Annotated in this window: 26 protein-coding genes and 1 pseudogene; 20 read left to right on the top strand and 7 right to left on the bottom strand. The window is 45.2% G+C overall.

Annotation, left to right across the window (positions count from 1 at the left end):
* Positions 1 to 21: 21 nt before the first annotated feature.
* The 6 genes and pseudogenes from ACFYU8_RS05535 (at position 22) to ACFYU8_RS05510 (ending at position 3,832) form a co-directional block, all read left to right on the top strand.
* Positions 22 to 294: a helix-turn-helix domain-containing protein gene (locus ACFYU8_RS05535; RefSeq protein WP_390295066.1), complete on the top strand. Its 273-nt coding sequence runs from the start codon at positions 22 to 24 to the stop codon at positions 292 to 294.
* Between the two features lie 73 nt (positions 295 to 367).
* Positions 368 to 901, top strand: a pseudogene (locus ACFYU8_RS05530) (IS3 family transposase); the annotation flags it as partial.
* A gap of 24 nt (positions 902 to 925) precedes the next feature.
* Positions 926 to 1,198, top strand: a complete 273-nt coding sequence (locus tag ACFYU8_RS05525; RefSeq protein ID WP_390297238.1) for an IS3 family transposase — start codon at positions 926 to 928, stop codon at positions 1,196 to 1,198.
* Between the two features lie 195 nt (positions 1,199 to 1,393).
* Positions 1,394 to 1,885, top strand: coding sequence for a GNAT family N-acetyltransferase (locus ACFYU8_RS05520; RefSeq protein ID WP_390295068.1), 492 nt, complete (start codon positions 1,394 to 1,396; stop codon positions 1,883 to 1,885).
* A 140-nt stretch (positions 1,886 to 2,025) separates the two neighbouring features.
* Positions 2,026 to 2,520 (top strand): MarR family winged helix-turn-helix transcriptional regulator, encoded by a 495-nt coding sequence (locus ACFYU8_RS05515; RefSeq protein ID WP_390295070.1) that lies wholly within the window; start codon positions 2,026 to 2,028, stop codon positions 2,518 to 2,520.
* A 130-nt stretch (positions 2,521 to 2,650) separates the two neighbouring features.
* Positions 2,651 to 3,832, top strand: a complete 1,182-nt coding sequence (locus tag ACFYU8_RS05510) for a MalY/PatB family protein (protein ID WP_390295072.1) — start codon at positions 2,651 to 2,653, stop codon at positions 3,830 to 3,832.
* 254 nt (positions 3,833 to 4,086) lie between these two features.
* Here the strand turns inward: ACFYU8_RS05510 and ACFYU8_RS05505 are convergent, their stop codons facing one another.
* Positions 4,087 to 4,389, bottom strand: a complete 303-nt coding sequence (locus tag ACFYU8_RS05505; protein WP_390295074.1) for a HesB/IscA family protein — start codon at positions 4,387 to 4,389, stop codon at positions 4,087 to 4,089.
* A gap of 124 nt (positions 4,390 to 4,513) precedes the next feature.
* Here ACFYU8_RS05505 and ltaE point away from each other — a divergent pair, with 124 nt between their 5' ends.
* The 3 genes from ltaE to ACFYU8_RS05490 all read left to right on the top strand — a co-directional run bounded on the left by ltaE (position 4,514) and on the right by ACFYU8_RS05490 (position 7,747).
* Positions 4,514 to 5,539, top strand: coding sequence for a low-specificity L-threonine aldolase (ltaE, locus tag ACFYU8_RS05500; RefSeq protein ID WP_390295076.1), 1,026 nt, complete (start codon positions 4,514 to 4,516; stop codon positions 5,537 to 5,539).
* Positions 5,540 to 5,771: 232 nt separating this feature from the next.
* Positions 5,772 to 7,406, top strand: coding sequence for a peptide ABC transporter substrate-binding protein (locus ACFYU8_RS05495; protein ID WP_390295078.1), 1,635 nt, complete (start codon positions 5,772 to 5,774; stop codon positions 7,404 to 7,406).
* Between the two features lie 143 nt (positions 7,407 to 7,549).
* Positions 7,550 to 7,747 (top strand): hypothetical protein, encoded by a 198-nt coding sequence (locus tag ACFYU8_RS05490; protein WP_390295080.1) that lies wholly within the window; start codon positions 7,550 to 7,552, stop codon positions 7,745 to 7,747.
* Between the two features lie 3 nt (positions 7,748 to 7,750).
* On the opposite strand, the gene ACFYU8_RS05485 is transcribed toward ACFYU8_RS05490, so the two are convergent.
* Positions 7,751 to 8,485 (bottom strand): alpha/beta hydrolase, encoded by a 735-nt coding sequence (locus ACFYU8_RS05485; RefSeq protein ID WP_390295082.1) that lies wholly within the window; start codon positions 8,483 to 8,485, stop codon positions 7,751 to 7,753.
* A gap of 329 nt (positions 8,486 to 8,814) precedes the next feature.
* Here ACFYU8_RS05485 and pdhA point away from each other — a divergent pair, with 329 nt between their 5' ends.
* From pdhA to ACFYU8_RS05460, 5 genes are all read left to right on the top strand, one after another.
* The gene (pdhA, locus tag ACFYU8_RS05480) at positions 8,815 to 9,900 is read left to right on the top strand and encodes a pyruvate dehydrogenase (acetyl-transferring) E1 component subunit alpha (RefSeq protein ID WP_390295084.1); all 1,086 of its coding nucleotides are present in this window, start codon (positions 8,815 to 8,817) and stop codon (positions 9,898 to 9,900) included.
* A gap of 3 nt (positions 9,901 to 9,903) precedes the next feature.
* Positions 9,904 to 10,884: an alpha-ketoacid dehydrogenase subunit beta gene (locus tag ACFYU8_RS05475; protein ID WP_390295086.1), complete on the top strand. Its 981-nt coding sequence runs from the start codon at positions 9,904 to 9,906 to the stop codon at positions 10,882 to 10,884.
* A 102-nt stretch (positions 10,885 to 10,986) separates the two neighbouring features.
* On the top strand, positions 10,987 to 12,375 hold the full coding sequence (locus ACFYU8_RS05470; RefSeq protein WP_390295088.1) for a dihydrolipoamide acetyltransferase family protein: 1,389 nt from the start codon (positions 10,987 to 10,989) through the stop codon (positions 12,373 to 12,375).
* Positions 12,376 to 12,381: 6 nt separating this feature from the next.
* Entirely contained in the window at positions 12,382 to 13,791 is a 1,410-nt protein-coding gene (gene lpdA / locus ACFYU8_RS05465; RefSeq protein ID WP_390295090.1) for a dihydrolipoyl dehydrogenase, read from the top strand.
* A 122-nt stretch (positions 13,792 to 13,913) separates the two neighbouring features.
* Positions 13,914 to 14,075 carry a Spo0E family sporulation regulatory protein-aspartic acid phosphatase gene (locus tag ACFYU8_RS05460; protein ID WP_390295092.1) on the top strand — a complete coding sequence of 54 codons (162 nt, stop codon included), beginning with the start codon at positions 13,914 to 13,916 and terminating at the stop codon, positions 14,073 to 14,075.
* On the opposite strand, the gene ACFYU8_RS05455 is transcribed toward ACFYU8_RS05460, so the two are convergent.
* Both ACFYU8_RS05455 and ACFYU8_RS05450 read right to left on the bottom strand, forming a co-directional pair.
* Complete coding sequence (locus tag ACFYU8_RS05455; RefSeq protein ID WP_390295094.1) at positions 14,070 to 14,825, bottom strand: hypothetical protein; 756 nt, start codon at positions 14,823 to 14,825, stop codon at positions 14,070 to 14,072. The two genes, ACFYU8_RS05460 and ACFYU8_RS05455, sit on opposite strands and share 6 nt — an antisense overlap.
* Positions 14,826 to 14,953: 128 nt before the next feature.
* Positions 14,954 to 15,103 (bottom strand): small acid-soluble spore protein P, encoded by a 150-nt coding sequence (locus tag ACFYU8_RS05450; RefSeq protein WP_390295096.1) that lies wholly within the window; start codon positions 15,101 to 15,103, stop codon positions 14,954 to 14,956.
* A gap of 207 nt (positions 15,104 to 15,310) precedes the next feature.
* On the opposite strand from ACFYU8_RS05450, the gene ACFYU8_RS05445 reads away from it, so the two are divergent.
* Together ACFYU8_RS05445 and ACFYU8_RS05440 are read left to right on the top strand one after the other, a co-directional pair.
* Complete coding sequence (locus ACFYU8_RS05445) at positions 15,311 to 16,168, top strand: hypothetical protein (RefSeq protein WP_390295098.1); 858 nt, start codon at positions 15,311 to 15,313, stop codon at positions 16,166 to 16,168.
* Positions 16,169 to 16,206: 38 nt separating this feature from the next.
* Complete coding sequence (locus ACFYU8_RS05440; protein ID WP_390295100.1) at positions 16,207 to 17,778, top strand: ABC-F family ATP-binding cassette domain-containing protein; 1,572 nt, start codon at positions 16,207 to 16,209, stop codon at positions 17,776 to 17,778.
* A 43-nt stretch (positions 17,779 to 17,821) separates the two neighbouring features.
* Here the strand turns inward: ACFYU8_RS05440 and ACFYU8_RS05435 are convergent, their stop codons facing one another.
* Both ACFYU8_RS05435 and ACFYU8_RS05430 read right to left on the bottom strand, forming a co-directional pair.
* On the bottom strand, positions 17,822 to 18,217 hold the full coding sequence (locus tag ACFYU8_RS05435; protein WP_390297241.1) for a DUF6886 family protein: 396 nt from the start codon (positions 18,215 to 18,217) through the stop codon (positions 17,822 to 17,824).
* Positions 18,218 to 18,365: 148 nt separating this feature from the next.
* Entirely contained in the window at positions 18,366 to 19,436 is a 1,071-nt protein-coding gene (locus tag ACFYU8_RS05430; protein ID WP_390295102.1) for a phosphodiester glycosidase family protein, read from the bottom strand.
* Positions 19,437 to 19,571: 135 nt separating this feature from the next.
* Here ACFYU8_RS05430 and ACFYU8_RS05425 point away from each other — a divergent pair, with 135 nt between their 5' ends.
* The 3 genes from ACFYU8_RS05425 (at position 19,572) to ACFYU8_RS05415 (ending at position 21,284) form a co-directional block, all read left to right on the top strand.
* Positions 19,572 to 19,715, top strand: coding sequence for a hypothetical protein (locus ACFYU8_RS05425; protein ID WP_007718864.1), 144 nt, complete (start codon positions 19,572 to 19,574; stop codon positions 19,713 to 19,715).
* A gap of 132 nt (positions 19,716 to 19,847) precedes the next feature.
* Positions 19,848 to 21,092, top strand: coding sequence for a DEAD/DEAH box helicase (locus ACFYU8_RS05420; RefSeq protein WP_390295104.1), 1,245 nt, complete (start codon positions 19,848 to 19,850; stop codon positions 21,090 to 21,092).
* A 36-nt stretch (positions 21,093 to 21,128) separates the two neighbouring features.
* On the top strand, positions 21,129 to 21,284 hold the full coding sequence (locus tag ACFYU8_RS05415) for a hypothetical protein (protein WP_007718860.1): 156 nt from the start codon (positions 21,129 to 21,131) through the stop codon (positions 21,282 to 21,284).
* Positions 21,285 to 21,316: 32 nt separating this feature from the next.
* Here the strand turns inward: ACFYU8_RS05415 and ACFYU8_RS05410 are convergent, their stop codons facing one another.
* A complete protein-coding gene (locus tag ACFYU8_RS05410; protein ID WP_390295106.1) occupies positions 21,317 to 22,159 on the bottom strand; it encodes a serine/threonine protein kinase in 843 nt (280 codons plus the stop codon).
* Positions 22,160 to 22,269: 110 nt separating this feature from the next.
* Here ACFYU8_RS05410 and ACFYU8_RS05405 point away from each other — a divergent pair, with 110 nt between their 5' ends.
* On the top strand, positions 22,270 to 23,385 hold the full coding sequence (locus ACFYU8_RS05405; RefSeq protein ID WP_390295108.1) for a DUF3900 domain-containing protein: 1,116 nt from the start codon (positions 22,270 to 22,272) through the stop codon (positions 23,383 to 23,385).
* Positions 23,386 to 23,389 lie beyond the last annotated feature (4 nt).

Below are 23,389 nucleotides of genomic sequence, written 5' to 3'. Positions count from 1 at the left end.
CTTTAATTCAAACATCATGTTGTGGAATGTTTTGAGCAAGGGACTACTTATAGGGAGATCAAAGAAACATACGGTCTTGATTTAAGAATGTTTCGCAGATGGGTTAGAAAATACAGAGATGATGGATTGAAGGGCTTAGAGGATCGTAGAGGGAAAACAAGAAAAACAGAGAGCACTCGTGAAAAATCTCTTCCCCCGGAGGAGAAAATACAGCGTCTCGAGGCAGAGGTAGAATTCTTAAAAAAGCTCTTAGAAGCCAGAAGAGAGAGAAGAAGACTAGGAAGAAAACAGTAGAATTTAAGATCATTACTGAGTTGGCTAAATGGTTTCCTGTTTCACTTCTTTGTAAGGTGCTCAAGTTTCAAGAAGCGGCTATTATAAATGGCTGCATGACCAAGAGTATCCGACCCAAAGGCAGAAGGAAGAACAAAAGCTAAAAATGATCATCACGGCTGCTTATCAAAGATTTAAAGGCATTTATGGGTATCCACGGATACAAGCTTGGCTCCGCAAAACACATGGCATTCAAATCAATCACAAACGCGTGTATCGACTGATGAAGGAATTAGGAATTCAAGCACGCATTCGGAAAAAAAGTAAGTTTTTTGGCCGAAGAGAGCAAGTTGTCGTTTCCGAAAATAAATTAAATCGTGATTTTACTGCTTCACGTCCTCTTGAGAAATGGGCAACGGACATTACGTTTGTAATCTTTAATGGACGTCACCTGTATCTGTCGGTCATTTACGATCTATTCAATAATGAAGTCGTTGCTTATCGAGTCAGTAAACGGAACGATCTGAAGCTTGTTATGGATACGGTAAAAGCAGCTATTAAAAAACGAGATGTGAATGGTGTCCTCTTGCATAGTGATCAAGGATACCAATATACATCAAAAAAATAAAACGAATTTCTACAAGCATCTAATATTACCGTAAGTATGTCAAGGAAGGGAAAATGCCTGGACAACGCTTGTATCGAAGGCTTTTTCAGCCATCTTAAGACAGAATGTTTGTACGTAAACACTTTTATGAAGGATGAAGAGGTACAGAAGGCCATTAAACAATATATTCATTTTTATAATAATGAGCATATTCAAGTCCGTTTAAACAATCTGAGCCCCTGTGCAATACCGAGCTCAGACTGCCTAGTGTTCACTAAAAATAATGTTTTAGACTTTGAAAATGTAGTTGTAGACTAAGAAAATAATGCTTTAGACTAACTTGAGCCATTTCTAACGGGCAGTATTATGAACAGTATCAATCAGCTTTACGAAAATCTAATGAGAATGATACTTTCAAAAGAGAAGGTTGTATCCGGGTTTGAAAATCCACACCGGTGATTATACTTAGAAACTGAACCATCTGGTGACATTATTGAAGTTGAGGGGAGTTAAATGTTAAAAATACGAAATGCAAAAATAGAAGATTTGCCTCAACTTGTAGCCATTGAACAGCTTTGCTTTTCAAAAGAAGAGGCTGCAACGAAAGAAGCAATTGAAAAGCGCATTGAGTTAATTCCAGATAGCTTTTATGTAGCTGAAGAAGATGGTGAAATTGCGGGTTTCGTGAATGGACCAGTGATTGAAACAGCATTCATAACGGATGATTTGTTTAGTGACATTAAGGAAAATCGAGAGACTAACTGGCATCAAAGCGTTTTAGAATTAGCAGTGGCTCCACATTTTCAAAATCGTGGAGTAGCATCAAGGTTACTTACGTATCTAGAAACGGAAGCAAGAGTGAAAAAGCGTGAAACAATAACACTTACATGTAAAGAGAACTTAATTCCCTTCTATGAAAGACATGGCTATATCAACAAAGGTTTTTCAAGATCTGAACATGCTGGAGCAACTTGGTACAACATGAGTAAAGAATTACAGTCATAGGTATGCTTCCAGCAAAATTCTCACTTAGAAACAATTTGGATTATGGACAGTTTGGAACAGCACAGTCTCTCAAGGTTATGACAGTAGTTAGACTTCGTTTTTTTTCGTTTTGAAAAATGGAATGAATGGCTGGAGGAAAAATGAAAGATACTGAAAATATAATCCAAAAAAATGCAAAATACCATGAATTGGATGCCAAGGCGAATATTATTTATAAGTTTGTTATGACCTACTCTGATTATATAAAAGCAGCTCGTGATTATGGTACTGGGGAAACCATCAATATGATGGAAGTGCATACACTGACTGTTATTGAGGAGAATCCAGGAATCACCGTTACTGAGGTGGCATTGGAGTGGAATCGTACAAAAAGTGCAGTATCACAGATTATTACCAAACTAGAAAAACGGGGGTTGATTATACGAAAAAAGGAACATGACAACGCAAAAAATGTACATCTGTATGTTACTGATAAAGGAGAAGTCCTAAGTAAAGCACACAAAGATTATGATATTAAAGAGCTTACTTGGGCGGATGCAACATTGCAGAAACATTTTACGACTGAAGAAATTGACGTATTTTATAAAGTTATGCAACAGTATACTGAATTGTTAGATATGCCTCGTCAAGAATAAAAAAGAGTATTTTAATTTCATACATTAATAAAACCTCTCTTTACAAAATATTGTTTAGGTTCTACACTATTTATAGTTTAGGACCTGAATAATGTTTTGGAGTACCGTTTATGCTTAGGGAGGTAATATTATGAATCAATACAATTTTGATGAAGTAATTGATAGAGTGAGAACAGACTCTATTAAATGGTCTAAAAAACATCTACAAGGAAACTTTGGAAACGAAGAAAGCATTCCAATGTGGATTGCAGACATGGATTTTAAAGTGGCTAATCCCATTATTGAGGCATTAACAGAGAGAGCACAACATGGTATTTTTGGCTATGGTCATAAGAGTGATGAGTTTTTGGAAGCAGCAGTTAACTGGCAAAAAAAAAGAAATGTATGGGACATTGAAAAAGAGTGGATACTTTTCACTCCAGGTATCATTCCAGCACTTAACTTTATTGTAGAAACATTTTGCAATCCAGGCGATAAAGTAATCATTCAAAGTCCTGTCTATTATCCCTTTGCCAATATTATTACCAATAATGGTTGTCGAATAGCTAATAACCCATTGGTACTTAATAATGGAAGATATGAAATGAACTTTTCTGAATTAGAAAGAATTGCTCAAGATAGCAGAACGAAACTTATGTTTTTATGTAGCCCCCACAATCCCGTTGGGCGTGTATGGACAGTTGAAGAATTGCAACGGTTGGGTAAGATTTGTTTGGAGAATGATGTGCTGGTGGTTTCAGATGAAATTCACTCGGATTTAATCTATCAGCCAAATCAACATATCCCATTTGGTAAGATTTCTGAGGAATTTAAGATGAACTCAATAATATGTACATCACCTTCAAAGACATTTAATCTTGCGGGTCTTCACATTTCTGACATTATAATACCGAATGAAAAGTTAAGGAGCGAATTGAACCATAAATTATCGACAATTGATATTGATCCGGGCTCCTTTGCATCTGTAGCTCAAATAGCAGCATACAACAAAGGGGAAGAATGGCTTGAGCAACTCATTATTTACCTACAAGAGAATCTTGATTTCATTGATAACTTTCTAAAGGAACGGATTCCAAGAGTAAAGATAATTAGACCAGAGGGGACTTATTTGGCGTGGCTTGATTTTAGTGATCTTCAATTCACGGAGAAAGAACTTCAGCAATTGATGCAGAAAAAGGCTAAAATCGCCCTGGACGATGGTTATATCTTTGGCGTTGGGGGAGAACATTTCCAAAGAATTAATTTTGCATGTCCTAGAACCATATTGCAAAAGGCTTTAGAAAGCATTGAAAAAAGCTTAGGTATTAATTAGTAGCCTTTATTATAAAAGTGAAATTACTTAAATTACTTAAATTACTTTAATTATTTCAACTAACGGGGATCGATAGTTCAATAAAAACAGCGGTGAGTTTAAGACTTATATCAGGTCTTAAGTCGCCGCTGTTTCATGTATTAGGCTTAGTCTAAAACTTAATTTTCAACGAACACCTAAACGATGGCTTGTTTCAAACTGTCTACTTGACAGGGGTAAGACCAAAAAAAGCAGAGGGTTTATCTGTATCATGCTTAGTGGTCGCCTGTGTTACCTTTAGAAGGGTTGGTAATAACAAAACCTTCTTGCGGCAAGAAGAGGTAATCAATGATGATGCCATCCAGCAATGGGTCATCTTTTTTCACAATCACATCGATCTCTTTGTCTGTTGAGATCACAACATCTTCGTCTGTTGGCTTGTCCAGAGCGAGTCCGTAGTGTGCATGATCACCGTGAGAGTGAGTAATATAAACGCGCAGTTTCAATTCTTTGTCTTCTTCTTGTTCGATGATTGGAGCCAATTGCTTGGCAGCGTTACGCGTGATTTTTAGTTTCACAGGTCAAATCTCCTAACTGTATGTAAGTTACCCCTCCATCTTAGCAAGAGGGAAATCAGGATGCAATGTTGAAAGTGTTACGACATGTCTAGAGAATAACAACCGGGTGGAAGGAGAGTCATCTATGAAAATCGATTTGCGCAGTGATACTGTTACGAAACCAACCGAGGAGATGCTTCGAGCCATGTTGGAAGCGGAAGTTGGTGATGATGTTTACCGAGAGGACCCCACTGTCAATCGTTTGGAAGCGATCGCGGCTGAAATACTTGGAAAAGAAGCTGCCTTGTTCGTAACAAGTGGCACGCAAGGCAATCAAGTGGCTGTTCTGACGCATTGTGTCAACGGAGATGAGGTCATTGCGGAAGCGGATTCGCACATTTTTTACTATGAAGGCGGCGCTATGTCGGCGTTGGCAGGCGTGCAAACACGGACACTGGTTGGAGAACGTGGTGCTTTGCGTGCAGAAGATGTAAAGAAAGCGATTCGGGGCAACAATATCCATTTTCCACGTACCAAATTGATCTGCCTCGAAAATACGCATAATCGCGCGGGTGGGGCGGTAATCTCTGTCGGGCAAATGAAGAGTGTCTATGATGTAGCACAAAAACACGGTATACCCGTTCATATGGATGGTGCTCGCCTCTTTAATGCGGCTGTGGCCCAAGGCGTTGCAGTCAGTGAGCTAAGCGCTTTTGCCGATACCGTTCAAATATGCTTGTCCAAAGGGCTTAGTGCTCCAGTTGGCTCCATTTTGGCTGGAGAGCGTGCGTTTATCGAGGAAGCGAGATGGTGGAGAAAAAAATTAGGAGGCGGGCTGCGTCAAGCAGGGTATTTGGCAGCACCGGGTATCATCGCTCTGACACAGATGACCGAACGGTTGGCAGAAGACCATGAACGGGCACAGCAATTGGCAAAAGGCTTGCGTCAACTATCTCTTCAGGTCGAGCAGGTCGATACAAACATCGTACTGGTTAATACGGAGTCAATCGGCCAAACGGCAGTTTCTTTCATGGAGCGTTTGGAGGAAAAAGGAGTACTCGCTGTTGATTTTGATGAGTATATGGTTCGCTTTACGACTCATCGACACATTAGTGATCAACATAGTAAGAGTGTTTTAGAAGCAGTAGAGCAATTGTTAGAAACGAAGTAATGATGTCAATCGCTTGTTGCCAGTCGAAGAGAAGACTGGCTTTTTTTCTTTGCCTGAAAACGTAAATTCTAAATAGTTAGACAATTTGTACAAAATAAGAGTCTATATGCCAACTGTTTTTCGCCATACCGTCTGATTTGTTTCGTAACCACTTACGTTATCATGGTAGTGTAATAAAGCTATAACGTTGACTGGTGCAAGGAATCGGATCGAATCAAGGGGGATGGTCTCGATGAGAAAGAGGATGAGCTTCGTTTTGAGCTGTTTCTTGCTGCTTCAAGTGTTAGCAGGATGCAGTACAAGCGAAACGACTGTAAACAACAAACCGAATGAGCAGGCATCGCAACCAACAGGAAAAGAGATGGTATTGAATTGGAACGCAGACGGTGGGGAGCCTCCGACAGCAGATCCTGGACTTGCCTCAGATGGCACTTCCTTTGATGTCATTACAGCCTGTTTTGAAGGATTGACTCGCTATGGACCGGATGGGAAAATAGCCAACGCGATTGCCGACAGTTATACGGTATCCGAGGATCTGACGACATACACGTTCAAATTGAAAAAGAATGCGCTATGGAGCAACGGAGATTCGGTAACCGCCCATGATTTTGAATTCGCCTGGAAAAGAAATCTCGATCCGAAGACAGCATCCGAATACGCCTACATGCTTTATTTCATTAAAGGGGCAGAGGAATTCAACACAGGGAAAGGATCGCATGAAGATGTAGGGGTCAAAGCGCTCGATGATTTTACACTTGAGGTCAAGCTCAATTCGCCAGCTCCATTTTTTTACGAGCTGACGGCTTTCCCGACATTGTTTCCCTTACATAAAAAAACCTTGGAGGCACATCCGGACTGGGCAGCGTCTCCAGATAACTACGTGGGCAACGGCCCTTTCAAAATGGAGCTGTGGGAGCATAAAAACAAGTTGGTTCTTGTGAAAAACGAGAAGTATCATGACAAAGATGCCGTAAAGCTCGACAAAATCGTCTGGAGCATGATTACCGATACCAACACCGCTCAAGCGTTGTTTGATTCTGGTGAATTGGATTGGGGAGGGCATCCAACCTACGTGTTGCCTGTCGATGTGATCCCTGCCTTACAAGATGAAGGGAAAATTGTAATGGCTCCGTATCCGAATACAGTTGCGGTCACCTTTAATACGACAATGCCCCCTTTTACGAATAAAAAGATTCGACAAGCATTCTCGTATTCGATCCAACGGCAGCTTCTCATAGACGGAATCGTGCAGACAGGGGTGCCTGCGGCTTTTGCATGGGTACCGCCCTCTATGCAGCTCAGCGGAAATGACTATTTTCAGGAGGATGTGGATAAAGCCAAACAGCTATTGGCTGAAGGGTTAAAGGAGCTGGGGCTTTCTGCGATGCCTGAAGTGACATACACATATGGTTCAGGTGACGATCGTCAGAAAAAGCTGGCTGAAGCTCTTCAGGATCAATGGAAAAGAAGTCTAGGGGTCGATGTAAAAATCAGTGGGTTGGAAGAAAAAGTATTTTTACAAAACAAGCGCTCCAAAAACTATCAGTTTGCTTACCGAAATTGGGGTGCTGATTTTAATGACCCGATCAATTTCTTGGAAATTTTCAAGGACAAAACAGTGGGGACGAACGACGCAGCTTGGGAGAACAACAGATACCGGGAGCTAATCGTCCAGAGTTACCTAGAAAAAGACCCAACGAAGCGTAATGCGATCATGCATGAGGCAGAAACCATCTTAATGGAAGAAATGCCGATTGCTCCTGTGTATTATGGCGCAAGACCCTATATAAAAAATGACAAAGTCAAAGGGTTTTTGAGCAACCCGTTTGGTGGTAGAGATTTTAAATATACAACAGTCGAACAATAAACAAAGACGTCTTAAAGTCTTGCCGTGCCCGGAAAATGGGAGAGCGGCAAGGCTTTTTTTTGTTCCATTCGGTTGACTCGCTTGTGTGTAATTCAGACTCGCCAATGAAATACTATAGCTATCCAACATAGGGGAAAAGAGGGATGGTTATGATCTCGGCAAAAGAGCGAGAACGCATTCTCAATCAAATGAAACGGGATGAGAGCAAGATTGTCAACATCGTCCTAAACGACGCCAATCAGGTTGCTGGCGAAATTGAAAAAGCCAACCACCAAGGCATTTTCTTAGTGGATGGCCGGTACTACGGCTACGAGGACATCAAAGAAATCAATGGCTCGTAATGGTTACAGACGGGGAGGGGGAAAGAAGTAGCGCAAGGCATCAGGTAGCTCTTTTTGCCACAAACCCCAGACGTGATTCCCTGGTTTTTCTCGATAGGACAAGGTTGCTTGTTTGTTCTCAAGAATCTGTTTTGCCTCGCGATTCCATTGAACGAAATCGAAAGTACCCGCACTCGTTTCTACGGCTGTCTCATCAAGGCCAACGACCATCCAGATTCGCAGCCAGGACAGATTGGACTGACTCAAAAGTGGGTCGATTGTGGTTTGGAAAAATGCCCCGGACAGCGCTAGTACTTGTGGAAAGAGGTCGGGGTGTTCCAGTGCGAGATGCAAGGAAACGGTTCCCCCCAAAGAGTCTCCTGCCAGTACACGGGAAGCGGGATCACGGCGTACAGGATAACGATCCTCAATGTAAGGGATCAGCTCTTCAGTAAAAAAACGTTGATAGGCTGCGTTTCTCGACCCAGATGGGGAATACTCGCTCGTGCGCTTGTTACGATCGACTGAGACACCGACGACGATGTAGGGTTCGATACCCTCTTCCAGAATCAATTGATTGGAGATGGTCGCGATTCGCCCCATCGTAAAAAAGTCGTTCCCATCTTGGCAATAAACAACAGGGTAAGAAAGAAGCTCATTGTACCCCGGCGGTAGGTATACTTTGACCGAGCGGGGAGTGTCCACGTGGATGCTGGGCACTTCTTCTTTTACAATTGTTCGCTTTACATAGTCAGACATCGATTCACACTCCCTGTTTGCTCAAATGAAAAACTAAGCCTTGAAAAAAACTGATACAGCTTATATAGTAAATGATAACAGAGAGGAAATAAACCCTGTAATATCAATACTGTAACACATTAAACAGGTATTTTGTCTGCAATATAACAGGGTGTTGCAAACGGCGCTGTAAGCCCTTTCTTGCACCATGCAACTTTCTTCTGGTTTTTATCAGGGTCACTTCCACCGCGAATAGCATTCGCCGTTGATTGAGCAGATGCTCAGTCGAAGAGGTTGGGTGCAAGACGTGGAATAGGAAGTCCCTTTATTCTAGTGACGAGGTGAATGTGATGAGCGTATCCACTGCTGTTGAACAAACAGAGAACAACGCCCCGCTGCAAATTCTTGCCCCGGATGGTACGATTGTTCGTCCTGACTTGATGCCTAAGCTCTCCGATGATGAATTACGTGAACTGATGCGTAAGATGGTATTTACCCGTGTATGGGACCAACGCGCAATCAGCTTGAACCGCCAAGGCCGCCTTGGTTTCTATGCACCAGTAGCTGGTCAAGAAGCAAGCATGATCGGTTCTGAGGCTGCTCTTAACAAAGAAGACTTTGTCCTGCCTAGCTACCGTGATATTCCACAAATGGTATGGCATGGTTACCCTATGCATAAAGCATTCCTGTACTCCCGCGGACACATTGAGGGTGGCAAAATTCCTGAAGGTGTAAACGTATTGATGCCACAAATCATCATCGCGGCTCAATGTACACAAGCAACAGGTGTTGCAATGGGTTACAAGCTGCGCGGTGAAAAGAAAGTTGCAATCAACTACTTTGGTGACGGTGCGACTTCCCAAGGTGACTTCTACGAGGGTATGAACTTTGCAGGGGTATACAAGCTGCCTGTTATCTTCTTCTCCCAAAACAACGGATATGCGATCTCTCTGCCGTTCGAAAAACAAACGGCTTCTGAAAATATCGCAATCAAAGCAGTTGCTGCTGGTATTGCTAGCGAACGCGTTGACGGTATGGATATTCTCGCGGTTTACTACGCGGTTCAACAAGCAAAAGAGCGCGGTGTAAATGGCGAAGGTGCGACTTTGATCGAAGCAATGACGTATCGTTATGGTCCTCACACCATGGCTGGTGACGACCCAACTCGTTACCGTACAGGTGAAGAGCAAAGCGAGTGGGAACTGCGCGATCCACTGATTCGCTTCCGTAAGTTCCTCGAAGCAAAAGGCCTCTGGAGCGAAAAAGACGAAGAAGCTGTAATCGAAGAAGCGAAAGCAGCTGTTGCGGACGCAATCAAAAAAGCGGACGAAACAGCTAAAATGAAAGTAACCGAACTGATCGATGTAATGTATGAGACACTGCCACCTGCACTCGAAGAGCAAAAGGCAGAATTCCTGGCGAAGGAGTCGAAATAAGCCATGGCACAAATGACAATGGTTCAAGCCATTACGGATGCAATGCGCGTCGAATTGAAGCGCGATGAAACCGTACTTGTCTTCGGTGAAGACGTAGGAAACAACGGCGGGGTGTTCCGTGCAACAGAAGGTCTGCAAGCTGAGTTTGGCGAGCAACGAGTATTCGATACGCCACTCGCTGAGTCCGGTATCGGCGGTTTGGCTGTAGGTCTTGGGATCAATGGCTTCCGTCCTGTAGCAGAAATTCAGTTCTTCGGATTCGTATTTGAAACATTTGATGCAGTAGCATCCCAGTCTGCTCGTATGCGCTACCGTTCCGGTGGTCGTTTCAACAGTCCGATCACATTCCGTTCCCCATTTGGTGGGGGTGTGAAAACGCCTGAGTTGCATGCTGACTCTTTGGAAGGCTTGATGTTGCAAACTCCGGGTCTGAAAGTGGTTATCCCTTCCAACCCTTATGATGCAAAAGGATTGTTGATTTCCGCGATTCGCGATAACGATCCAGTTGTATTCTTGGAGCACATGAAGCTGTACCGTTCCTTCCGTCAAGAAGTTCCAGAAGGCGAGTACACGATTCCGCTCGGCAAGGCTAACGTAGTAAAAGAAGGTAGCGATGTTACCATCATCACCTATGGTGCAATGGTGCATACCAGCCTGAAAGCAGCAGAAGAAATCGAGAAAGCGCGTGGAGCAAAAGTAGAAGTAATCGACCTGCGCACCATCAGCCCACTCGATATCGATACGATCATCGCTTCTGTGAAGAAAACAAACCGTGCGATCGTCGTTCAAGAAGCACAAAAAACGTCTGGTGTTGCGGCAGAAATCATCACGCAAATCAACGAGCGTGCGATCTTGCACCTCGAAGCACCAGTGTTGCGTATTACAGCACCGGATACCGTTTACCCGTTTGCACAAGCAGAAGATGTATGGCTGCCTGACGTAAAACGCGTAGTAGATGGTCTGACTCAAGTCCTCGATTTTTAATTGAGAAACGGACATAATGGCGGAAAAGTTGAGAGCTTTCCGCCTTCTTTCTACCGATAATAACTAAAAATAAATGATAAATCTCTATAAGGAGGAGATACTGTGAGTCGTTTTACATTCAGACTCCCGGAGCTCGGCGAGGGTATCCATGAAGGCGAAATCGTCAAATGGCACGTACAGCCCGGAGATTCCGTAGAAGAAGACCAAGTCATCATGGAAGTACAAAATGACAAGGCGGTTGTAGAAGTACCGTCGCCTGTTAAAGGTAAAGTTATCGAATTGAAAGTAACCGAGGGTACGGTTTCGGTAGTCGGCGATCCACTGATCGAGTTTGACGTAGAAGGCGAAATTCCGAACCTGCCAGACCATGGTCATGGCGATTCCCACGCTGCTGAAGCGGCACCAGCGCCTCAAGCTGCAGACAAAATGGAGCCAGGCTGCGACATCGGTTCCCAAGTGAGCGCAAATGCGAACCAAGCACTGGAAACGCCAATGGCACAAGCAACTGCAACAGCAGTAGCGGCACCAATTGACCGTAAACATGTACTGGCTACGCCTTCCGTTCGTAAATACGCTCGTGAAAAAGGCGTGCAATTGGCTAATGTACCGGGTACAGGCAAATTGGGTCGCATCACACGCGAAGACGTAGAGCGCTTCGTATCTGGTGGAGCAGCAGCACCAACTGCACAAGCAGTGGCAGCTCCAGTTGCAACTGAGGCTCCTGCAGCAGCTACTGGTGTAGCACAAGCAGCCGCGGCTCCAACTGTTCACCACACACCTACAGCTGGCGAGCTGGAAGAGCGCGTTCCGTTGAAAGGTATGCGTAAAGCAATCGCGAAAGCAATGGTGAAATCTGCTTACACAGCACCACACGTAACGATCTTCGACGAAGTGGATGTTACAGCGCTTGTCGCTATGCGTAAAGATGCGAAGCCACTTGCTGAAGAGCGTGGTGTGAAGCTGACTTACTTGCCAATGATCGTGAAAGCAGTTGTAGCTGGTCTGAAGAAATTCCCAGAACTAAACGCTTCTATCGACGATGAGAAACAAGAAATCATCTTCAAAAAGTACTATAACATCGGTATCGCTGCCTCGACAGAAGACGGTTTGCTCGTTCCAGTTGTTAAATCGGCAGACAGCAAATCTATCTTCCAAATCGCAGGCGAAATCGGCGATCTGGCGAAGAAAGCACGCGACCGCAAAGCATCTGCAGATGAGTTGAAAGGTTCTACTTTCAGCATCACAAACATCGGTTCTGCTGGCGGTATGTTCTTTACGCCAATCATTAACTATCCAGAAGTAGCTATTCTGGGTGTTGGCCGCATTAGCGAAAAACCAGTTGTGAAAAACGGAGAAATCGTGGTAGGTCAAATGTTGCACCTGTCCTTGAGCTTTGACCACCGCTTGGTTGATGGCGAACCTGCACAGCGTTTCGTCAACTACGTGAAGCAGCTCTTGGAAAACCCAACGCTGCTCGTCATGGAGGGATAAGAGACAATGGTAGTAGGTGAATTTACTACAGAAGTAGACGTGCTCGTAATCGGTGCTGGCCCAGGTGGATATGTTGCAGCGATTCGTGCAGCCCAAATGGGGAAAACAGTAGCTGTCGTGGAAAAAGGTGAGCTGGGCGGCGTATGCCTGAACGTAGGTTGCATCCCTTCCAAAGCAATGATCCACGCTGCACATACGTATGAGCACACACAACATACAGAATCCATGGGTATTACCATGGAAAATGTAAAAGTGGATTTTGCCAAAGTACAAGAGTGGAAAAGCGGCATCGTGAAGCAACTGACTGGCGGTGTAGGCTCCCTCTTCAAAGGCAACAAAATCCAGGTAATCCCTGGTGAAGCACTGTTCGTAAGTGAAAATGAAGTACGCGTGTTCCACGGCTATGATGTTAACCGTTATCGCTTCCAGCACTGCATCATTGCAACTGGTTCGCGTCCAATCGAGTTGCCTGCATTCCCGTTTGGCAAGCGCGTAATGTCTTCCACTGAAGCGCTGTCCTTGACTGAACTGCCGAAGAGCCTCGTGGTAATCGGCGGCGGATACATCGGTATCGAGCTTGGTACTGTGTTCGCGAAGTTTGGTACAAAAGTAACGATTTTGGAAGGTTCCGATCAGATCTTGCCAGGATTTGAGCCAGACATGCCACGTTTGGTGGAACGCAAGCTGAAAAAGCTCGACGTTACCATCCATACAAAAGCGCTGGCACAAGGAATGGAAGAGACAGACAACAGCGTGATTGTTACAGCAGAAGTAAAAGGCGAGCAACAAAAGATCGAGGCGGAATACGTACTCGTTACTGTTGGACGTCGTCCGAATACAGATGAACTCGGTATTCGCGATATCGGCATGAACGTGACTGACCGTGGGTTGATCGTTGTTGACAAGCAAGGCCGCACGAACATTCCTAACGTGTACGCGATCGGGGATATCGTAGCAGGTCCTGCGTTGGCTCACAAAGCTTCCTACGAAGGTAAGGTTGCTGCCGAAGCGATTGCTGGACATCCGGCAGAAGTGGACTACAAGGCGATTCCGGCGGTTGTATTCTGCGATCCAGAAATCGCAAGCGTCGGAATCAACGAGAAAGAAGCAAAAGAAAAAGGCATCGATTATGTTGTAGGTCGTTTCCCATTCGCAGCAAACGGTCGCGCTCTGTCTGTAAATGCAGGCGAAGGCTACGTGAAGCTGATTGCAGAAAAAGAAACGAATCTCGTATTGGGTGCGCAAATCGTTGGTCCAGAAGCATCCAACATCATCGCAGAAATCGGATTGGCGATCGAAATGGGTGCAACACTCGAAGACATCGAGTTGACCATCCACGCACATCCAACTCTGGGTGAAGTAACAATGGAAGCTGCTGAATTGGCTCTGGGTCGTCCGATCCACGTCATGAAATAGTAACTGGGAAAAGCCTTGTGCCGGAATTGGGTGCAAGGCTTTTTCTTCCACATCTTACCCTTTCCACCTGTTCTTATATAATGTAAAATAGTGGGAGACAACGTGAGGTGGGGGTCTGCAGCATGGAAATTACGAGTAAGATGATTGATGACTTGCGACTAAAACTAGAACGCGCAGCAAAAGATGCAGGTTACAATTTTCTTGACCCTGAAATCGTGAGAATCAGCCAACAATTAGATAAATTGATTGTCGCACATATGCAACATGAAAAACGCCCTTCATGAGGGCGTTTTTGGTTGAGAGGGTATTTCCGAGATGGAATACAGCAAATGGGCATTCCAGCCTTTTTTCGTAAGCGTAGGTTCTTGGGCATAATAATAGCTAGGATATAGAATGAGATGCTGGGCATCATAGCTTGGGCCGTTACTCGGACAGGTAAGCTGATGAGCTTCTGTGTCATAGGTAATTGCGGGAGAAATGGATTGCAGATAGGTGGTAAGGGAACTGATTCCTTGTAAAGAGTAATAAATCCGTTCTGCTTCACGCACAAATTTTGGAGCAATCGCCTCCCAATTCGCCTCAAAAAATAACTGCCAATAAGATGAAACGAACAGGCTAAAACGGCCTTTCACATAATCGGCATCCTCTTCTAAATCGAAGGCAACCGCAGGAGTATCGTGATGCGATATCCACGCCTCCATGATCGGTTTCATACTACGCACAAAATGATCAGTGGGAAGTGTTACGAAGTATTCATATTGATCATCTACGGCCATCACACCTTTTGTATGTAGGGGGTCAAATGAGTCTGGGATCCCATATCGAAAGAGCGGGACAAAATAACGCCATTCATTTAAAAGACGGGCTGACTCAAACTGCTCTAACTTTTCTTCGGTCCAATACGCAAATCGCTCGGGAGGTGCCTCTTGGGCGAGTGTATACAAACTAGCAGCCATCTCGTACAGCGGGGATACACTATAGCTGATCAAATTGGAAAGAGGGCTATGGTTGCCCGGAAGTGGAATGTTGATCATCTTCACTTAACCTCCATCAAGGATACTAAATTTATCATAGTGCATCCTTGTGGGACAATTCAATCATTTTCGATGTAAAAAAAAGGAAGGGAGAGGCACCCGACTGCAATTGAGCCAGGTGCCATTCTTTATCCTTCTCGTGTTTGAATGGAACGCGAGTGATTTTGCTGCTTCACTTTTTTAGAGCCGTGCTGGGGTTCGCCAGTCTGTTCCAGCGGTCGAGCTACATTATTGTAAGTTTGATGCGGATTTTCATCAAGAATATGGTCCTTTTCCATAAAATCAACTCCTTCTTCACCTAGTTTGGCGTAAACACATGATGACGAATCATAGGAAATGCTGGTATTCTATAAGGAAGCATGTCCACATTTAGAAGGAATTGATATGTTGTCAAAACTACAGAATGGCACGATACTGTTTATAGGACATAATATTTATTATGTAAACAATAAACGAGCTCTGCTGGTCTGGAAGGAGCGAGAACTATGCCAGTCTTAATCGCCCCCGTATTCAATTCAACCACAGCGCAGCCCGTTCGGATCGATTTGCCGAATTCGTACACTCTCATATCAGGCGCCAAGAAGCCATATGAGATCGCGTCTCGTTTCTTGCGCAATGAGATGGACGAGAACAAGCGAACCTTTGATTTGCGTGTGGATCCCAGTAGTTTATTTTTAGTTGGGGATCACGAAGAGATGAAAGTAACGGATGAGCGGGTGTGGATTGAAGAAATCGAAAATAAGCTGAATCTAGCGTCCATACAGGGGACTTGTTCGATTCCTTACATCATCACTGTTAATGCCAATATGTATGGCATTACGTATTTGAAGCGATCACTTGATGGTGACAAGTACACATTTGATGATGAAGCTGCGAGTATTTTCACTTCATTAGTCGAACAGAAGCTGCCGTCCCTTGCTTTTCGTCGTTATGCGCTCTCGCTGGAGAAGAAAAATTATGAGGATCAGCTGTTGGATCTGTGGATTGCATTGGAATCATTGTTCGTTCCCGATGGCAAAAAAGGCGAGATTACCTATAAACTGCGTGTTCGAATGGCGTACTATTTTGGAGACACCGCCTTGCAGCGTGAACGGATTGCACAGTTTGTAAAAAAATCGTACAATCATCGCTCAGAGATTGTGCATAGCGGCAAGCTGTTCGGTGACAAGCTGGCTACAGAAGTCAATATGCTGAGGGTGATGACACGAGCAGCGATCTTGAACATCGCTGGTGAAGGTGTCAATCTTCAGGATATGCGTGTCCGGCTGGACGAATTGGTATTTACAGGCGAATCTTATGTGGCACGGCACGCTCCTACTTTTTTTGAAAGAATTTTGTTGTAAGCCTCGTAGAGGAAACAGATCAGGAGGAAGAATAAAGCATGAGTGTTTTGATTGTAGAGAATTTGTCCCATGGTTTTGGGGACCGTGTTTTGTTTCGAGATGTGTCTTTCCGTTTGCAACCGAATGACCGTGTGGGACTCGTAGGCGCAAACGGTACCGGAAAATCAACGATGATGGGGATTTTGACTGGTCAAAACTTGCCTGATAACGGTCGCATTGAATGGATGCCAAAAATCGAATACGGATATCTGGATCAGCATACGAAGCTACAGGCAGGTAAAACGATTCGCGACGTACTCAAGGATGCCTTCCTGCCGCTGTTGGAGCAAGAGGCTGAACTGATGACGATCGGTGAAAAGATGGCCGAGGCAACTCCTGAGGAACTGGAAGAATTGCTGGAGCGGATGGGTGAAATTCAAGACAAGCTGGAAACAAGCGGCTTTTATTTGATCGATGCGAAAGTAGATGAAATCGCTAACGCTTTGGGTTTGAGTGCAATCGGTTTAGAGCGTGACGTAGCATCGCTCTCTGGTGGTCAGCGTACCAAGGTTCTTTTGGCAAAATTGCTGCTGGAACAACCAACCGTTCTTTTGCTGGATGAGCCGACAAACTATCTGGATGAAGAGCATATCGTGTGGTTGAAAAACTACTTGAAGGAATATCCATACGCCTTCATGCTGATTTCCCATGACACGACTTTCATGAACGAAGTTGTGAATGTGATTTATCATTTGGAATTTACCAAGCTGAATCGTTACACGGGTAACTACGAATCCTTCCTGGCACAGTCTGAGACGAAACGCAGTCAGCATTTTGATGCGTTCGAGAAGCAGCAGGAAGAAATCGCAAAAATGGAAGATTTTATTGCACGCAATAAAGCTCGTGCTTCTACTACTGGCCGCGCGAAGAGCCGTCAAAAGCAGCTCGATAAAATGGACAGAATCGACAAGCCGGAAACGGCTGCTAAACCTTCGTTTATCTTTAAGGAATCCCGGGCAAGTAGCCGTTTTGTCATTGAGGCTGAAAACTTGGAGATCGGATATGCTCAACCACTGCTGCCAAAGTTGAGTGTGAAGTTGGAGCGCGGTGAAAAAGTAGCGATTGTCGGCATGAACGGTGTCGGTAAGTCTACCCTATTGAAAACGTTGCTGGGTGTAATTCCTCCACTGAATGGAAAGCTGGAGAAAGGTGATTTCCTCCATCCTGCTTACTTCGAACAAGAAGTCAAGGCGAAGCCAATTACAGCACTCGATGATGTATGGAATGATTTCCCTTCCATGAATAACCATGAGGTTCGCGGAGCATTGGCACGTTGTGGCTTGAAAAATGAGCACATCAATCGCAATTTGAATGCTCTATCCGGGGGCGAGCAAGCGAAAGTTCGTCTCTGTAAATTACTACAGCGCGAAAGCAACTGGCTGGTATTTGACGAGCCGACAAACCACTTGGATGTCGTCGCCAAGGAAGAACTCAAACGCTCCTTGAAGGAGTTCAAAGGGACCGTTCTTCTCGTCTGCCACGAACCTGAATTTTATGAGGATTGGGTCACACAGACGTGGGATGTTGAGAAATGGAGCTTGGAGCAGGCAAAAACACCAATTCAATTGTAAAAGCAAAAACAGGCAGTCACCATTGGGTGAGACTGCCTGTTTTTTATGTGAGCGACGCATTTCGCATACGGATCATGGAAAAATGCAGACTGCTTTGTAGCAATGAATCTCGAAGCGGTACCAGCGAAGGCGTGATTCGCAACTCAATATCCGCTTGGCTAAGACAGTGCACGAGATCTCCGAATGGCTTTACGTCTAGTGGTGTAACGGCTTCCTTTGATAAATAGTAGCCCGCACCGTCGTCCCAGCAATAAAAAGATTCTGGAGAGAAGGTATATTCATATAGCTTTGTTTGTGTAAGAACCGTATACCATTTGCTTTCGATCGCGATAACCATTTTGGCACTCGTCAAGCCAAGAAAGCGCTCAACGTCTGCCACCTCGGAATCTGCTTTTTTGTAAAAGCAAATCCTCGGGCAATCTCGCGGTAAATAATACATCGGCGCTCGTGCTTCATCAATCGCCCATACAGCGAGTGCAAGTGTGGGGTGGGAGGGAAGGCTGAAAAATCGTAATGGTTGGGTCTTCACTATAATGAAAGAGTCTTCGCACGAATCCGATGACCTCCTCTATCCCTTCAATACTTTCTTAAAAAACAGCCCACGCATTTGGCAAATAGCGCCCTCGATGATATGGAGATGACGTCTTCGTGATGGCTTCGCCGTTGTGCAGCATCATGGAACTGGAACCACCGTCCATAGCCATTGCCGTAACCACACCGCGCTCGGCCAATAGTTCCGCCATATCGTTCATGCTTGCACCGATGGAATGCCCGGGCTGGCGTCCGTCAATGACAGCAAATACGATCGTCCCGTCTTCTTTTTGTCCAATCGCGGTACGGGGTTGAATCCCCCAGCTTTTGGCAGGCTTTCCTTCAAACATATTTTTCCCGTTTACAATTAACTGGGGCCGGAAGCTCACAGCGTCACGCACGCCCATCTTTACGAGCTGCTCAGCCGAGTAACTGCCTGTAATCAGTTTACCGTCATAAGTAAGCCCTAATGCGGTTTCTCCACTTCTCGGATTGTAACCCTGCATAATCTTCCCGTCGTGGATGACGACTCCATAGGCACGCGCTCCTTTGCCGTAGCCGTCTGGGTCAGCGAATCCGCTCGCATTGACAATTCCGATGGCTCCTGTCTTCTTCACAAACTCATCGAGCAGATCTCCACGGTCCTTCCGATTCGTGACGACGAGCCGTACTCTGCTCGGGTCGCTAATGTACATGATTTTTCCTTTAAAGTAATAACTGCCTTTCGAGACGTCAAGTTCCTCGATCTCGATTAGCTCCTTTGGTTTCTGTGGAAGTGTGACCGTTACCAGATTCGATTTCGTCGGAACAGGTGGTCCTACAGTGGCTGTGCCTGTGTCTTCGGAATTGATAACGGTTGGATGTGTAATTTGTTGCTTCAATTCTTTCAGTTTTTCTTCAGGTAAAAACGTATAAGGGGCCCAGTAATCGTGCTGGGTTGTCAACAAAGTGCCTGCCGCCCACTCTCGTAATTCTTCTCCGTTTTTCGTTCCAAATAAAAAAATAATTCCCAGTAAAGCTACGGTCGTAAAGGTTAAGGCAGTGCCGAGCATCCATTTCTTAACCCAACGCCATGGTCTTTTGCGCTTGGCTCGTTTGTGTGTGCGAGTGCGCGATATCGTCTCCATTCCATATTCACATCCATCTAACAAATTGTTCTAGGGTTATCATTCCTATATGAAGAGACGTATGACCGGGTAAAAGGTTTCAGGAAAATAATATGTGATCACCCTGGTCAAAATAAAGAACAGGAGGTGATAGGTGTGCGTGACTATGATGAGGCGTTTCAAAAGGAAGTAGAAGAGTACATGGAAAGTCCAAAAGGGACACGTAACCAAACCACCAGCCGGGACCGTCAAGACCAGGGCGAGAAGCAGGAAACCCGTATCGATTCCAATAACGGGTAGAAGGAAGGTCAGGCGAAGTCCATAGCGGATTTCGCCTGTTTTTATCTATCTCCTATGGGTCTTACCTCTGTTTTCTACCTGCAAAGTGTGGTAAGCTTACCCAATGCACGAATTTATGCCAGGAGGGTTTTTGTGAGCACCACGTTTGCAGATTTACAAATTAGCGCACCGCTGTTGACTATATTGCAAGAGCGAAAAATGGAAAAACCGACACCTGTACAGAGTGAAGCCATCCCGTTGATTATGGCTGGTCGGGATGCCTTGATCGAATCACCAACAGGAACAGGCAAGACGTTTGCTTATCTCTTGCCGATTTTATCGAAAATCAATGTGGAGCAAAAAGATGTACAGGCCATTGTACTTGCACCGACGCATGAGCTCGTTGTTCAGATTGCGAGGGAAGCAGAAAGCCTTCTGCCAGGGAAGGACACGGCCGTGATGTCCATTATTGGCGGAGTCGATGTGAAACGCCAAATCGAGAAACTGAAAAAGAAGCCTCTATTGATCGTAGCAACACCAGGAAGACTGCTGGAGCTGATCGAGCAGCGCAAGCTAAAGGTCCATGAAGTGAAGACAGTCGTAGTCGACGAGGCAGACCGGATGCTGGATGCGGGTTTTGGCAAGCCAGTTCAAGAGGTCATGAAAAAGACACTGCGTGATACGCAACGTCTGTTATTCTCAGCGACAATTGCAGAGGAAGTTGTACATACGGCTGAGATTTTTACAAAAGATGCCGTTGTCATTCGCGCAGCAGCACCAGAAGGCGCCGCGGGAGTAGCACACATGTATTTGGTCACTGACCCACGCAAAAAGGTGGACACGCTCCGTCGTCTGTTGCGGCTTGTGAATGTACGCTCCTCGATTGTTTTTGTCAATCAAATCGAAAAAGTGGACGAGATTGTCTCGAAGCTCAATTACCACAATTTGCCGTGTAGACTTCTACACCGCGATGCTACGAAAGAAGATCGGGCTCGCACCCTGCAACAATTCCGGGATGGAGCATTCCCTGTGTTGATTACCACAGATGTATCGGCACGTGGCATTGATATTCCGGGTGTGGAATGTATTGTTCATTACGATCCTGCATCCGATGGTGACACGTACATTCATCGCAGTGGTCGGACTGGGCGCATGGGGCGTGCCGGACTGGTATTTTCGATCATTACCACACAGGAACGATTCATCATCCAAAAATTTTCCAAGCAAACTGGCCTACCTATTGCTGAAAAATTCATGACGCACGGAGCACTGGAAGATCCGCGTCCTGTACGGAAGCCTGCTCCAGCACAAAAGTCAGGTGCTCCATCCAAAAATGCGAGTCCTGCAAAACGGAATCAAAATCGCGCACATAAGAAGGGCACCTTTGGAACAAAGTAGGACAAGAAGTACACAACTTGTCTGCAGGAGGTTTCCATGCGCAAAGATCGGTTATATGAAGAGGATTTGCTGGTAAATGGCACAGTTGGTGGAGAAGTTCTGACGAAACACGAACGACAAGTGCTGCGCCAGGAAGCAGGGGAACTGAAAGAAAAGATGGAACAGGCGAAACAAGAGCCGATTGCAGAATGAAAATGAAGAAGAGCAGGGAGAATCCGTGAAGGCTACGGATGCCCTGCTCTTTTTTCTTGGTATTGGATTAAATATCGGTCCAGCTCTCTTAGCCAATCGTGTACGCTTTCATAAGGGGCGTCCATTTGTAACAAACGCCGAATCATTATGCGAATGGGAGCAGAGAGTGAAAGCTCTTCTTCCCAGCTTTTTTCAGGTGTGTTTGGTTCAGATTCATACCCGGAATAGAGCAAGAATAAAAAGAAATGTCCCAAAGCATACAAATCACTGGAAGGAGCAACTTCTCGCTTCAATTGTTTTTCAGACGGGTAAGCAGAAAGGGTATCAGCCGTGTACGTCGGGCGATCACCAACGAACCGAGCGAGGCCAAAATCAATCAGGTACGGCTTGTCCTCTTTCCAGATGACGTTGGGGATGCGTACGTCGCGGTGAATCAGATTTTGCTCATGGAGATAGGCCACGAGTTCCCCGATTTGGCGGAGCCATTCAGCGCATTTTTGCTCATCAACCACGATGTTTTGATCAAACAACATGTCTTCGAGTGTCGGACCTGCAATATAAGTCATGACCATAAACGAGTCTTGCCGATACGTGAAGGAATCCAGACAGCGGGGGATTTGCGGATGCGAGAGGGACATCAGCACCTTTTTTTCATACGCTTGCATGGCTTCGCCTTTTGGAGTATGACGCAGGCTTGGTTTCACTTGTTTGAGCACGACCTGATTACCTGTAGGGTTGTGGTTGGCGAGATAAGCGATCCCGTAACTTCCCATCCCTAATACTTTTGTAATTTCATACTGTCCTGCCATGTGGCCGGGCTGATAAGGCTTATCGCGTATCGTTGCGTTCCACCATGACTTCATACGAGTCCACATTGTTTGATTTTCCCCTCCTCCCTTCATCTTATCATGATTTGAAAAAGCTGACCTTTTTTTCAATAGGTTTGCTATAATCAGTTCGTTACATGCAGACAGGAGCGAAGGGTATGAATTTTACAATTGACTGGTTATCCTTTTATCTAATGGAACAGCCTGAAGAAGAGGATGGCATTAAACAAGTGCGGATGACGCGCTATTTGAGCCACGATGAATATCAGAGAAGCGAGCTGAAAGATTTTCTCGATGGAGAATTCGCCCGGATTGCCAAAAGAAAAGTCGAGATGAATCCGAAGACAGAAGGCACGCCGACAAAACTGGGTCAATTTGTGCTGGAGCCTGGACATCCCTTGGACTCGAACCCCAACTATGCCCTCTTGAATCGATTGTTGGCAGCGGAAACGACAGGGGAGAGCAAAGAGCCCTGTCAGGAGCTGATTCAGTCGTATTTGCGAACCTCTCAGGTGAGAGGCGGCGTCATGATTGTCGTGCGGACGAGGTTAGAGCTGATTGACGAGCGCTATGTCTTTATTTTAAAATGCGATTTCGAACAAAAAACAGCGGTCATCACCGATGAAAAGAGCCTGATATCGAATGTGCGCATGGCAATCAATGCCAAAAACATGAAATCGCTGATGTATCCGTACATGATCGAGTCGGGGATGAATGACCCGTATCACGTAAAAATTCACCAGTTCTCTCACGCGCGGTATTTCGAGGAATTCCTGCGTTTTATCGAGTATCCACAAACGATGACGCAGATCGTCTCTGAAGAAGTCATTTCATTGGCGAGACAGCACATCGAGTATACGTATCCCGAAGAGTCCGAGGAGCGGGTACGGGAAGAAGAAGCGATTGAACTCATTGCTGCAAGCCCTAAGCGGGAGCTCGCAGAAAAATGGGAGCATGAGACCGTGATGGAAGCGATGCAAATCATTACAGATCGCCAACCAGAGGTCGAGCTGAAGTTCAAGCTGGATCATATGCAAATCCGCACGTTATTGGCGGATTACGGTACCAGCATGCATATCGCCAAAGTGAATGGGCGTTATTTGGTGCTATTAGAGGGCGAACAGCTACAATTCGAGCGTGGCATGTCCCCTGTTGAATTTTTAAAGCCAAAGGCATTGGCGGACATCGTGAGAGAAATCGAAGAGAGAAGCCATAACGTTTCATATACCCCGGTGAGCACGCCAACGGAGGACGATGATAGTCCACCTTGGTAATAGA

This window comes from Brevibacillus sp. NPDC003359 (assembly GCF_042878995.1).
Classification (GTDB): domain Bacteria; phylum Bacillota; class Bacilli; order Brevibacillales; family Brevibacillaceae; genus Brevibacillus.
This window is presented reverse-complemented; position numbering and strand designations above follow the sequence as displayed.